13 protein-coding genes are annotated in these 12,216 nt (G+C 65.0%); 6 read left to right on the forward strand and 7 right to left on the reverse strand.

Annotated features, from left to right (window positions below; genetic code table 11):
• Positions 1-272: 272 nt before the first annotated feature.
• Both XI03_RS22690 and XI03_RS22695 read left to right on the forward strand, forming a co-directional pair.
• Positions 273-791, forward strand: coding sequence for a septal ring lytic transglycosylase RlpA family protein (locus tag XI03_RS22690; protein WP_271593393.1), 519 nt, complete (start codon positions 273-275; stop codon positions 789-791).
• 115 nt (positions 792-906) lie between these two features.
• Entirely contained in the window at positions 907-1,062 is a 156-nt protein-coding gene (locus XI03_RS22695; RefSeq protein WP_018319756.1) for a hypothetical protein, read from the forward strand.
• Positions 1,063-1,397: 335 nt separating this feature from the next.
• Here XI03_RS22695 and XI03_RS22700 read toward each other — a convergent pair whose 3' ends face one another.
• The 3 genes from XI03_RS22700 to XI03_RS22710 all read right to left on the reverse strand — a co-directional run bounded on the left by XI03_RS22700 (position 1,398) and on the right by XI03_RS22710 (position 4,872).
• Entirely contained in the window at positions 1,398-1,703 is a 306-nt protein-coding gene (locus tag XI03_RS22700; protein WP_028145417.1) for a hypothetical protein, read from the reverse strand.
• A gap of 85 nt (positions 1,704-1,788) precedes the next feature.
• Positions 1,789-2,061, reverse strand: coding sequence for a hypothetical protein (locus XI03_RS22705; RefSeq protein WP_028145416.1), 273 nt, complete (start codon positions 2,059-2,061; stop codon positions 1,789-1,791).
• Between the two features lie 123 nt (positions 2,062-2,184).
• The gene (locus tag XI03_RS22710) at positions 2,185-4,872 is read right to left on the reverse strand and encodes a flavin-containing monooxygenase (protein WP_271593394.1); all 2,688 of its coding nucleotides are present in this window, start codon (positions 4,870-4,872) and stop codon (positions 2,185-2,187) included.
• 188 nt (positions 4,873-5,060) lie between these two features.
• Between XI03_RS22710 and XI03_RS22715 the strand changes: the two genes are divergently transcribed.
• Both XI03_RS22715 and XI03_RS22720 read left to right on the forward strand, forming a co-directional pair.
• Positions 5,061-5,309 (forward strand): hypothetical protein, encoded by a 249-nt coding sequence (locus tag XI03_RS22715; RefSeq protein WP_095426115.1) that lies wholly within the window; start codon positions 5,061-5,063, stop codon positions 5,307-5,309.
• Positions 5,310-5,390: 81 nt separating this feature from the next.
• Entirely contained in the window at positions 5,391-6,893 is a 1,503-nt protein-coding gene (locus XI03_RS22720) for a carboxylesterase/lipase family protein (RefSeq protein ID WP_271593395.1), read from the forward strand.
• Between the two features lie 7 nt (positions 6,894-6,900).
• Here XI03_RS22720 and XI03_RS22725 read toward each other — a convergent pair whose 3' ends face one another.
• A complete protein-coding gene (locus tag XI03_RS22725; protein ID WP_028145412.1) occupies positions 6,901-7,080 on the reverse strand; it encodes a hypothetical protein in 180 nt (59 codons plus the stop codon).
• Positions 7,081-7,229: 149 nt separating this feature from the next.
• Here XI03_RS22725 and XI03_RS22730 point away from each other — a divergent pair, with 149 nt between their 5' ends.
• Positions 7,230-8,024: a DODA-type extradiol aromatic ring-opening family dioxygenase gene (locus XI03_RS22730; RefSeq protein ID WP_028145411.1), complete on the forward strand. Its 795-nt coding sequence runs from the start codon at positions 7,230-7,232 to the stop codon at positions 8,022-8,024.
• 123 nt (positions 8,025-8,147) lie between these two features.
• Here XI03_RS22730 and XI03_RS22735 read toward each other — a convergent pair whose 3' ends face one another.
• Genes XI03_RS22735 through glgC form a run of 3 tightly spaced genes read right to left on the reverse strand, consistent with a single transcriptional unit; the run spans position 8,148 to position 11,160 of the window.
• The gene (locus tag XI03_RS22735) at positions 8,148-8,408 is read right to left on the reverse strand and encodes a SemiSWEET transporter (RefSeq protein ID WP_028145410.1); all 261 of its coding nucleotides are present in this window, start codon (positions 8,406-8,408) and stop codon (positions 8,148-8,150) included.
• A 38-nt stretch (positions 8,409-8,446) separates the two neighbouring features.
• Entirely contained in the window at positions 8,447-9,901 is a 1,455-nt protein-coding gene (gene glgA / locus XI03_RS22740) for a glycogen synthase GlgA (protein ID WP_271593396.1), read from the reverse strand.
• A complete protein-coding gene (gene glgC, locus XI03_RS22745; protein WP_028145408.1) occupies positions 9,898-11,160 on the reverse strand; it encodes a glucose-1-phosphate adenylyltransferase in 1,263 nt (420 codons plus the stop codon). The genes glgA and glgC overlap by 4 nt, the downstream gene beginning before the upstream one ends.
• Positions 11,161-11,560: 400 nt before the next feature.
• On the opposite strand from glgC, the gene XI03_RS22750 reads away from it, so the two are divergent.
• Positions 11,561-12,007, forward strand: coding sequence for a hypothetical protein (locus XI03_RS22750; protein ID WP_028145407.1), 447 nt, complete (start codon positions 11,561-11,563; stop codon positions 12,005-12,007).
• Positions 12,008-12,216: the final 209 nt, after the last annotated feature.

The raw sequence follows: 12,216 nt of genomic DNA on the forward strand, positions 1-12,216 counted from the left end.
GAGCGCGCGCCTCGTCCTTCGAGACGACGCGCTTCGCGGTCTCCTCATCAGGATGAGGCTAAGCGGCATCGGTGCCCGTCAAGACTGCTGCCGCACACTCCGTCCTCATCCTGAGGGCCCGCCAGCGGCGGGCTGTCCCGATTCAGGACGCGTCACTGTGGTCGAATCGTCACAGCTGACGCGAAACGGCGGCGGCCCCACGCCCGCTTTTGTTCCGACAAGGTTCTGCCCTCATTGCCCACCGAAATTCCGGGCAGTTCGGAGGGCGCATCATGTCTCGCATTGCACGTGCCGAAACTGCCCGGATTTCGCTGGCAACCTCGAGCCGGCTGCTGCTGGCCATCGTCGGGGCCGCCTCGCTCGCCGCCTGCGCGCAATCGCCGGTCGGCCGCCAGAAGGCCGATCTCGCGGCCACCGGCCGGCAGGCTGCGGTCGAGCGGCCGCACCGGGTGGCGGCGCTGCATCCAAGGCCGGTCAGCCGGGTGCGCATTCCCAATGGCGATGCAAAGCAAGCGGCCTCGCACGGCGTTGCCAGCTTCTATTCGGATACGGAGACTGCGAGCGGCGAGAAGTTCGACAAGAACGAATTGACCGCGGCCCATCCGACCCTGCCATTCGGCACGAAGCTGCGCGTCACCGACGTTTCCTCCGGCCGCTTCGTGACCGTCAGGGTCAACGACCGCGGTCCCTACATCCGCGGACGCGTCGTCGACGTCTCGCCTTCCGCGGCCGAGGCGCTCGGCATGGTCGACAGGGGCATCACCAATGTCCGGCTCGACGTCGTGCAATGAGGCCCGGTCCGTCGAGATCGATTCCCGCACTTAACCGGCTGTTAGCCGCTCTGTCGCACCATGGGTGTCCAACAAGTCGGGGCTCCGGGTTCGGGGTCTTCTGGGGAGGCGGCGCTTGAACACGATCCAGTATCTCGAAGATCAGGCTGCGCGCGCCGAGAGGCTCGCCAAACGGATCACGGATACGCTGACGATCGAAAGGCTCCTGACCTTCGCGGGCGAGCGCCGCCGCGAGATCGAGGTCATCGCCGGCAAGCACCGCCGCGCTTAACTCCTGCATCCATGCTCTGAGCGCATTCGCCCTCGCTGCGAGGCGCGGAACTTCTTCCTTTTTCCTGCGTCATGACAGTGATGAAGAGGAGGACATCATGGGTTTTGGACGAGGTGCTTTGCTTTGGTTGCTTGGCGTGCCGCTGCCGATCGTTCTGCTGCTGGCATTGTTCTGGCACCACTAAAGCATGATCCGGACCCGGAGGGCCGCGTTCGCGCAAAGCGGTTGTCCGAAGAGATCATGCTCGACTGAAATGTTGGCACACGAAAAGCGCCGCGGAAGCGGCGCTTTTTTTGTTCCTGCGAGCCGAGGCAATCGATGAGGTGGATGTGTCGTCAGCTATGGCTCTCGACGAAGTCGCTGAGATAGTCGGGCAGCTCTATGCCATAGATGTCGCAGCGTGCCTTTATCGCGCCGGCGACGTCGGTCGAGATGTCCTTCATCCAATGTTCGAGCGTGTTGAACGAAATCACCTTGATGGGGTCGTTGAAGCAGCCGGCGACGAACTCGCCGATCGTGGCTTCGAGATCGCTCCGCTCGATGCGAATCTCAGTCGCCTGGTCGAGGCGGTCGATCACCACGAACAGGGTCTTGTCTGCGCCATAGGGCACGACCGGGGGTAGTACGCCAGCTGCAAGCATGTGAGGCACTCACGCCTTGACTTCCGATCTCCCCTAACGGGAAGAACCGGCAGAAAGTTCCTACGCGCCTGCATGTGAAGCGCCGTCAGAGAAATTCTCTCCAGCGCGAGAGCTCGATGACGTGTTCGGGCGAGAGGATGCCGGTCACGAGCGGCGGCTGCGCCGCTGTCCGGATCTCATAGAGATGCCGGGTCGTGGCCGGCTTTCCCATGAACGCCGAGATGCACTCGTCCAGAGTGCCTTCCGTTATCGGGTATGATTCCCGGTCCGGCCGGCGCTGGTTTGCGAGCGACGGCCATTTATGCAGGGCCGCAAGCGCACCGAAATCGACCTTTGACTCCGCAACCGCGTCCCCCATCGTCCCACCTCACGCAAAAAACACCCCAGCACGCGGATTTGCGTACCGGGGCCCATACCTGTCGCTGCATCTCGACGCCACAACGCAGCAGCCGGGAAAAGGTTCCCGGCCGCGGTGTCATGATCAGCTCGCCGCCGCCGCGATTCTCTGCCCCGGGCTGGCTAGCCCGTGGCCGTGCTCGTCACCGCGGCTGACCTCCGGCGGCAGCCCGGCAAAGCGCCGCAAGGCTTCCGCCATCTGCACCCGGCCCGAGACGCCCGTGATCACCACATCGACCATGGTGAAGGACGAGTGGAAATGGCCGTGCGCCTTGAACTGCTCGACCGGGACGCCTGCGGCCGCCATCGCCTCGGCATAAGCGATGCCTTCGTCGCGCAGCGGATCGAACTCGCAGGTCGTCACGAAGGCCGGCGGCAGCCTTTCGACCTTGCCGCGGAGTGGCGAGGCGCGCGGATCGGTGCGGTCCGCCGGCGAGCAGTAGAGGTCCCAGAACCAGTACATCAGCGAGCGCGTCAGGAAGTAGCCGGTCGCATTGTCGTTATAGGACGGGCGATCGAAGGTGCAGTCGGTGACCGGGCAGATCAGGAGCTGACCGGCGATCTCCGGCCCGCCGCGGTCGCGTGCGAGCTGGCAGGTGACGGCGGCGATGTTGCCGCCAGCGCTCCAGCCCGCAACCAGCACCGGGCCCGGCTTGCCGCCGAGCTCAGTGGCGTGCTCGGCGATCCAGCGCGTGGCCGCATAGCCGTCTTCGGCAGCGGTCGGGAAGCGATGCTCCGGCGCGTGACGATAGCCGACGCTGACGAACATCATGCCGGTCCGCCGCACCATGTCGCGGCAGAACGGCTCGTCCGACTGCTCGTCGCCGAGCACCCAGCCGCCGCCGTGGAAATAGACCACGACCGGATGCGGTCCCGGCGTTGCCGGCTTGTAGACGCGGTATGGCAGCGCGCCATCGGTGACGGGGAGGGTGCCATCGACGATATCGCCGATCGGCCGCCCGGCGGGACGGCCCTTGTTGAACTCGTTCACGAACTCGCGCGCGCCGAGCGCGCCCATCGACTCGATCTGCGGCAGGTTCAGCGATGCGAGCAGGTTCAGCACCAGCCGCACATCCGGCTGCAGCCGCACCACCTCGCCGTCATTGCATTGCTCTGCGCCGCCAGGGCCGGTGAGCTTGAAACCGAGCAAGCCGCGGCTGACCACCTCGTCGCAGATGCTGCGATAGGGGCCGACGCCGCCGGTATAGGGCATCAGGCCCTGCACCTTGCCGGGGACGTTGGCGCCCGTGTACCAGGTGTTGGCGAGCCGATGCAGCGTCACCATCGAGCAGTCCGCCATGTGCCGGCCCCAGCCGGCCTGCGCCGTCTCGGTCGGCTCGATCGTGGTGAAGCCGGCATCGCGCAATGCGGCCAGCCGGTCGACCACCCAGTCGACATGCTGCTCGATCGACACCGCCATGTTCGACAGCACCGACGGGCTGCCGGGCCCGGTGATCATGAAGAAGTTGGGAAAGCCTTCGACGGTGAGCCCGAGATAGGTCTGCGGCCCCTGCGCCCAGACATCTGTCAGCGACTTGCCGCCGCGCCCGGTGATCGGATGCACGGCGCGGATCGCGCCGGTCATGGCGTCGAACCCGGTCGCGAATACGATGATTTCGACGTCGACGCTGCGGCCGTTCGTGGAGATGCCACTCGCCGTGATCGCCTTGATCGGCTCCTGGCGCAGATTGACCAGCGTGACGTTCGGCCGGTTGTAAGTGGCGTAATAATTGGTGTCGAGGCAGGGACGCTTTGCGCCGAAGGGATGATCGTGCGGCGTGAGCGCCGCCGCTGTCTCGGGGTCCTTGACTGCCGCCCGGATCTTCTCGCGGATCAGGTCCTGGACGATCTTGTTGCCGTCGACGTCGACGGCCTGATCGGCCCAGAGCTGGGTCAGGATGTGGACGAGGTCGCCGGCGGCCCAGGCACGTTCGAATCGCTCGCGACGCTCGGCATCGCTCAATTGCCAGCTCACGACCGTCTGCTGCGGATAGGGCACGCCCGCCATCGACTGGCGCGCCTGCTCGCGATAGGCCGGGCGATCGGACTGCAGCAGGCTCATGCGGTCCGATGGCGCCGGCCCGTTATGCGCAGGCAGTGCGAAGTTCGGCGTGCGCTGGAACACGGTCAGATGCGCGGCCTGCTCGGCGATCAGCGGGATCGACTGGATGGCGGACGAGCCGGTGCCGATCACGGCGACGCGTTTTCCCGCGAGATTGACGCCGCCATGCGGCCAGCGTCCGGTGAAATAGACCTCACCCTTGAAATCCTTGACGCCGTCGATTTCCGGCGGCTTCGGCGCCGAGAGGCAGCCGGTGGCCATGATGTAGTGGCGGCAGGAGACCGGTGGGCCATTGTCCGTGGTCAGCTGCCAGCGCTCGGCCTTCTCGTCCCACTCGGCTTCGGTGACCTTGGTCCTGAAGCGGATGTCGCCCCTGAGGTCGTAGCGGTCGGCGACGAAGCCGAGATAACGCAGGATTTCGGGCTGGGTGGCGTATTTCTCCGACCAGGTCCAGGCCGTCTCGAGCTCCGGATCGAAGGTGTAGCTGTAGTCGATGGTCTGGATGTCGCAGCGCGCGCCCGGATAGCGGTTCCAGTACCAGGTGCCGCCGACGTCGCCGGCCTCTTCGAGCCCGACCGCCGAGAGGCCGGCCTTGCGCAGGCGATGAAGGAGATAGAGGCCGGCAAAGCCGGCGCCGACCACGGCGACATCGACCTGCTGAGCGGTTCCGCGCTCATCGGAGGCACGTGTGGCAACCATCGCATCAGGCATGACATCCTCCCGTATGTTTTGTTTTGCCGGCAGGCTATCGCCACATGCACGGCTTGTCATCACAGCAAGTGCAATCTTCGGTAGGCGTTTGCGGCGTCACCGTGGCGCGTGAATGTTGCGGCACTACACGCACCGCGATGCACAATGGCCGTGATTGCCCGGGCTAATCATGCCCGATCCGCCTGTGTATGCTTGCGGTTACAAGCCACGCGTACCGGCCGGGCGTCATGACAGAGTTGAGTGAGCGGACCAAAGCGAACATGGACGTCGTCCTGGAGGAGACGTGTAGGCAATTGCCGCATGGCGGCGATCACGACAGCCGCAGGTTCATCGCCGAACGCCTGATCGAAGCGGCGCGGGCCGGGCACTCCACGCTCGGCGAGCTCGGCATCGTCGCGCGGCACGCGCTGGCGGAGATTCTCGCAAAACGCAGTTAGTGTGAGCCGGCAGGCTTGCCCCGCCGACGGCGGCGGACGTAACCTGCAGGAAACCGTTCCGCGCATCGAGATGCACCGAAGATGCGATCCGTGCTCGCGCTTCTTGCGGCCTCCATTGTCCTGTGTTGCGCCGGCTCGGCCGTGGCGCAGCCGGTCGGACAGTTTCCGTTCGCGCTGACGCGTGAAGGACAGATTCTCGGCGCCGTCGAGGGTGAGGTGGCCTCGTTCAAGGGACTGGCCTATGCGGCGCCGCCGGTCGGCGCACTGCGGTGGCGACCGCCGCAGCCGACGCCCGAAAGTTCGGAGATGCACACCGCCTACGATTACGGCGCGCCGTGCCTTCAGCCGTCCTTGCCTGATGCGGGCGAGGATTGCCTGACGCTGAACGTGTTCCGTCCCTTCGGGGTCGACGGCCCGCTGCCGGTGATGATGTTCATCCATGGCGGCGGCTTCATCGGCGGCACCGCGAATGAGCGGCTGTTCGACGGTGCCAGGCTGGCGCAGGCCGGCCTCATCGTGGTCACCGCAAATTATCGCCTTGGCGTGCTCGGCTGGCTCACTGATCCTGCGCTGACGGACGGCGGCTCCGGCAATTACGGCCTGATGGACCAGATCGCCGCGCTGCATTGGGTTCATGACAACATCGCCGCCTTCGGCGGTGATCCGCACAATGTCACCTTGTTCGGCAGCGACGCAGGCGCGACATCGATCGCGCTTCTGATGCTGTCCGCGCAGTCGCGCGATCTGTTCCAGAAGGCCATTCTGCAATCGGTGCCCGCTCGCGCGCCCCTGCGCTCGGCGCAGGATGCGCAGGCGATGGGCCGGCAGTTCGTGGCGGCGCTCGGACCGCAGGCGGATTTGCGTGCCGCCGGACCGCGACGCCTGCTTGCCGCCGAAAGCCGTCTGCTGGAGCAATCGCGGTACGGCTTCGCGCCGATGATGGACGGAGCTCTGGTGACCGAGGATATCGCGGCAGGCTTTGCGGCCGGACACCAAAGCCGCATTCCCCTGATCATCGGCTCGAACGACGACGAGACGGGTTTCGACGGCGAGTTCGATGCCAAGGAGGAGCTTGCAGCGTCAGGCCTCACAAGCGATGAGCTGCGCAAGCTCTATCCTGATCTCGCCAAGCCTGATCTCGCCAAGCCTTCTCTTGTTAAGCCTTCGGATGTTGTGGCACGATTCTACACCGACAAGGTCTTTTCCGAGCCCGCAAGACTGCTGGCGCGCCTGCATGCCGCGAGCGGCACGGCGACCTTTCGCTATCGCTTCGCCTATGTGCCCGAGGCGCGTCGCGCCAATCCTGGGCCTGGGCATGGGCGCGAGCTGCAGTTCATCTTCGGTGCAGAAGGCGTGCCGGGAGCGGGCATCTTCTCGCGGGCTGATCGCGAGGTCGCAAGCCGCATGCGGTCCTATTGGATCAACTTCGCCAGAAGCGGCGATCCCAACGGTCCCGGTCTGCCGCATTGGGATTCCGTCGCTGGCCGCGATCGCCTGCTGCTGATCGCGAACGATCACATCGCGAGCGGAGACGACCCCTGGTCGGAGCGTCTCGACCGGATCGCAGGCGAGAGCAAGAAATGAGCTGGACTTAAGCGGCGAGCTCGACGCGGGGCGCCGGCGTCAGCCGGCCTTCCTCCAGATAGTCCATCGCGCCGTCCTTCTCGACGGCATAGAACTGCTGGCCTTCGCGTGACTTGAAGGCGGCGCGAACGATGCCGCGGCGGCCCTTGTCACTGTTGACGACGTCCCCCAGCGCAAACTTCTTCATCTCACGTCTCACTTGTCTTCAGGCCGACTGCTTCGGCCACGCCGGGGATTTTGGGCGTCAAATCGTTAACGACTTGCTAACCATGCCGGTTTGCCTATGCTCGCCGCCGGACGCGCGGGCACGCGCAGAGTGCCGATGAGACGAGCCCCATGACGCGATTTCCGACCCTGTTCCTGTCGCATGGCGGCGGCCCCTGGCCCTTCATGGAGGACCGGCGGGTGCAATATGCCAGAACCGCCGAAGAGTTCGGCCGGTTGCCGCAGCTTCTCCCGGAGAGACCAAAGGCCGTGCTCGTCATCACCGGCCATTGGGAGGCCGATGCCTTCACCGTCTCGACCTCGGCGCAGCCGCCGATGGTGTACGACTATTACGGTTTCCCCGAGCATACCTATCATCTCAAATATCCGGCGCCGGGCCGGCCCGAACTGGCGACCGAGGTGAAGGCGCTGCTCACGCGGGCCGGCCTGGAATGCCGGGAAGATCCCAACCAGGGTTTTGATCACGGCACCTTCGTGCCGCTCGGCCTGATGTATCCGAACGCCGACATGCCGATCGTGCTGCTGTCGCTGAAGTCTGCTTACGATGCGGCCGAGCACATCAGGGTCGGCGAGGCGATTGCCTCGCTCCGCGATGAAGGCATCCTGATCGTCGGCAGCGGGCTGACCTATCACAACATGCGTGGCTTCAACCGGCCCGAGTCCAAGCCCGTCTCGTATGACTTCGAGGCCTATCTGAACGAGGCGATCAGCAACCCCGATCCGGCCCGCCGCAACGCGATGCTGGTGGATTGGGAGAATGCACCGAGCGCGCGCCTGGCGCATCCGCGCGAGGACCATCTGCTGCCGCTGATGGTGGCCGCCGGCGCCGCCGGCAGCGATATCGGCAAGCGCGTCTTCGTCGACGAGGTCGCAGGCGTCGCGATGGCGTCGTATGTGTTTGGATGAATTCGTAGGGCGGATTAGCCCGCGGCTGCGCGAAGCGCAGTCCGCTGGCGTAATCCGTCGTCGTGCGGCATTAAGGTGGCGGATCACGCCTTCGGCTAATCCGCCCTACGGCATCCCACGACCTCATCCGTATTTCAGCTTCATGAACAAAATGCCGCCGGCGAGCAGCATGGTGATGGCGTTGGCGGCGACCAGCGGCGCATCGCCCGAGAGCAGGCCGTAGATCAGCCAGAGCGCGAGGCCCAGCACCATGACCAGGAACATGCCGAGCGAGATGTCTCCGGTGGAGCGGGTCTTCCACACCTTGATGGCTTGCGGCGCGTAGGCCACGGTGGTGCAGGTGGCGGCGGCAAAGCCGATCAGCTTGATCACGAACGGGTCCATGCCGGCTCTATAGCATGGATTCGACGACGGTCATTGTCTCAGGCACGCTCCGCCGTGAGCCCGCGATAGAGCGCGGCATAGTCGCCGGCGCGGTTGCGCCAGGAGACGTCGGTCGCAAGGCCGTGTCGTTGCAGTTGGCGCCAGGTCGGCTTGTCGTGGAAGGCGGTGTTGGCCTTGCGTAAGCTGCCGGCAAGGGCCTCCGCCGTCACGGGTGCGAACTTGAAGCCGGTGGCATCGCGGTCGGCGGCGTCGGCCTCTCCGATGTCGACGATGGTGTCCTCGAGCCCGCCGACGCGTGAGACGATCGGGACGGCGCCGTAGCGTAGCGCGCAGAGCTGGGTCAGGCCGCACGGCTCGAAGCGCGAGGGCACGATCAGCGCGTCCGAGCCGGCCTGGAGCAGGTGCGCCAGGATCTCGTCATAGCCGATCACGACGCCGATCCGTCCGGGATTGGCGCGGGCCGCGGCCTGATAGCGATCCTGGAGATCGCGGTCGCCGCTGCCGAGCAGCGCGAGCTGCATGCCTTCGGCCAGAATGGTCGGAATGGCCTCGAGCAGCAGATCGAGCCCCTTCTGCCAGGACAGCCGGCTGATGACGCCGAGCAGCGGCGCTTCGTCGGAGGAGTCGAGATTGAACTGCTGCTGAAGCACCGCCTTGTTCGCGGCCCGGAAGGTGAGGTCCTCCGCGCCGTAGCGGTAGGCGATGTGCGGATCGCCCTGCGGATTCCACACCGAGACGTCGATGCCGTTGAGGATGCCGCTCAGCACGTTTGCGCGTGCACGCAACAGGCCACCGAATCCCATGCCGCCTTCGTCGCTCTGGATCTCCTGTGCGTAGGTCGGCGACACCGTCGTGATGCGATCGGCGAATTGCAGGCCCGCCTTCAAAAAGCTGATGCCGCCGAAATATTCGATCTCATTGACGTTGAACGCGTGCCAGGGCAGGCCGATCGCACCGATCAGCTCGGGAGCGAACTTGCCCTGGTAGGCCATGTTATGGATGGTCATCACGGTGCCGGGTCGCGGGCGATTGTCATAGTGCAGATAGGCCGGCGCGAGCCCGGCCTGCCAGTCATGGGCGTGCACGACATCGGGTACGAAGGCGGGGACGAGGCCGTGGCCGATATCGGCGGCGATGCGCGACAGTGCCGCGAAGCGCACGCCATTGTCCGGCCAGTCGACACCCTCGGTGGTGACATAGGGATTGCCCGGCCGCGCATAGAGATGTGGCACGTCGAGCACGAACAAGTCGAGCCCGTCGTGAGAGCCCGCGAGCAGCCGGCCCGGTCCGCCGAAATAATCCGGCCAGCTCCGGATTTCCTCTGCGTTCGACACGATCCGCGTCACGTCGGGATAACCCGGCATCAAGGTGCGCATCTCGACGCCATGCGCCTTCAGCGCAATCGGCAGCGCGCCGGCGACATCCGCGAGGCCGCCGGTCTTGACGATGGGATAGACTTCAGAAGCGACCGCGAGGACGCGAACAGGCCTCATGTATTGAGCCTGTCGATCATCGGCTGAGTGACGAGCGAAATCCCCTGCTCGGTGGTGCGGAAGCGCTTGGCATCGAACGCCGGGTCCTCGCCGATCACGAGTCCTTCCGGAATCTCGACGCCGCGGTCGATCACGACGTTCTTCAGGCGAGCGCCGCGGCCGACACTGACATAGGGCATGATCACGGCGTTCTCGACATTGGCGTAGGAGTTGATGCGCACGCCGGTGAACAGCAGCGATCGGCGCAGCGAGGCGCCGGAGATGATGCAACCGCCCGAGACCAGCGAGCTCACGGCCTGGCCGCGCCGGCTCTCCTCGTCATGAACGAATTTCGCCGGCGGCGTGATCTCCGCATAGGACCAGATCGGCCAGGAGCTGTCGAACAGGTCGAGCTCGGGCACGACGTCAGTGAGGTCGATATTGGCGGCCCAATAGGCATCGACCGTGCCGACGTCGCGCCAATAGGCGCGGGGGTCGCTGCCGGAACGCACGCAGGAGGTGGAATATTGGTGCGCCATCGCGCGGCCGTTCTTGACGAGGTAGGGAATGATGTCCTTGCCGAAATCGTGGTTCGAGTTCGGGTCCTCGGCGTCGCGCTTGAGCTCCTCGAACAGGAACTTCGCGTCGAACACGTAGATGCCCATGCTGGCGAGCGAGACGTCCGGCTTGCCCGGCATCGGCGGCGGATCCTTCGGCTTCTCCAGGAACTCCTGAATCCAGCCGTTCTCGTCGATATGCATGATGCCGAAGCCCGAAGATTCCGTCCGCGGCATCTCCAGGCAACCGACCGTGACGTCGGCGCCGCTGTCGACGTGCTGGCGCAGCATCACCTCGTAGTCCATCTTGTAGATGTGGTCGCCGGCCAGCACCACGATGAAGCGGCAGGCGTGGGATTCGATGATGTCGATGTTCTGGTAGACCGCATCCGCCGTGCCGACATACCACATGTTCTCGGAGACGCGCTGGCTCGCGGGGAGGATGTCGAAGCTCTCGTTTCGCTCCGGGCGAAAGAAGTTCCAGCCCATCTGAAGGTGCCGGATCAGGCTGTGCGCCTTGTATTGGGTGGCGACTGCGATGCGGCGGATGCCCGAATTGACGGCATTCGACAGCGCGAAATCGATGATGCGGGACTTGCCGCCGAAATAGACGGCTGGCTTGGCGCGGCGGTCGGTCAGTTCCAGGAGCCGGCTGCCACGTCCGCCGGCCAGGACGAACGCCAGCGCCTGACGGGCAAGCGGCTCGGGTCTCGCGGCACTCATGTCGTCCTCCCCACTCACGCCCGGCGCAGGCCGAGGCTATTTGTCGCGAGAAGCCTCGCGCCATTGGAACCGATAGTAACGGTACGAATAGTCAATCGTGAAGTAGGTTGTTGGTTGCGCAGGCGAGAAGCTTAATGCTTTGCCTTGGCCGCGGGGCTCCGGCATCGCCCCGGTGTCACGTCGGGCAGAGCGGGGCACGTTGGTTCGCCTCGCATGCCGGCAGCCGGCTCGCAGCGAGGCATGGACCAGGCTTGGACGAGGCTTGGACGAGGCTTGGACGAGGCTTGTGCGCCGCACGCAAATCCGGGCTTGAAAATCCGGGCTTTGACTTGGCGCAAAGATGCCCGATCATGCCGCTGCGATCCTTTTCCAAGCAAGACGTCAGACAGGGAGCAAGTCGATGAGGATCTGGAAAACTGCAATTGCTTGTTCGGTCGCCGGCGTGGTCATCGCCGGCCAAATTCAACAGGCGGCAGCGGCACCGCTGCCGACAAACGTCGCGACCATGAAGGCCGCTGTCGGTGACGATGTCGCGCAGGTGCATTGGCGCGGTCGTGGCTGGGGATGGGGCGGAGGTGGCCTCCTCGCCGGCGCGATCATCGGCAGCGCCATCGCCAGCAGCGCGCCTTATGGCTACGGCTATTACGGCGGCGGTCCGTATTACGGCGGCTATGGCTATGGTTATGCGCCCGCCTATTATGGCGGCTATGGACCGGGTTACGCCTATGGTCCGGGTTACGGTTATGGATATCGTTCCTATTACCGTCCCCGTCCGTACTACGGCTACCGCTATGGCTATTACCGGCCGCGCGCGTACTACCGGCCTTATTATCGCGGATACTGGTGATCGCGCGAAGCTACAGCGAGAGCCACACGATCAGGCTCATGCAGGCGAAATGCGTGAGCACGATCGCGGCGAGATGCAGCCGGCCGGCCTTGAGGCGAGGCCGTCTCCATTCTGAGCGCGAAGGATTGAAGTCGAATTGAGTTCGGACAACAGCAGCGCTCTCTCCGCTCCCTCCCCCACAAGGGGGGGAGGGAGCGCACCTTTGTTGG

It is taken from the genome of Bradyrhizobium sp. CCBAU 65884, assembly GCF_028128835.1.
GTDB classification, from domain to species: Bacteria; Pseudomonadota; Alphaproteobacteria; order Rhizobiales; family Xanthobacteraceae; genus Bradyrhizobium; species Bradyrhizobium ottawaense.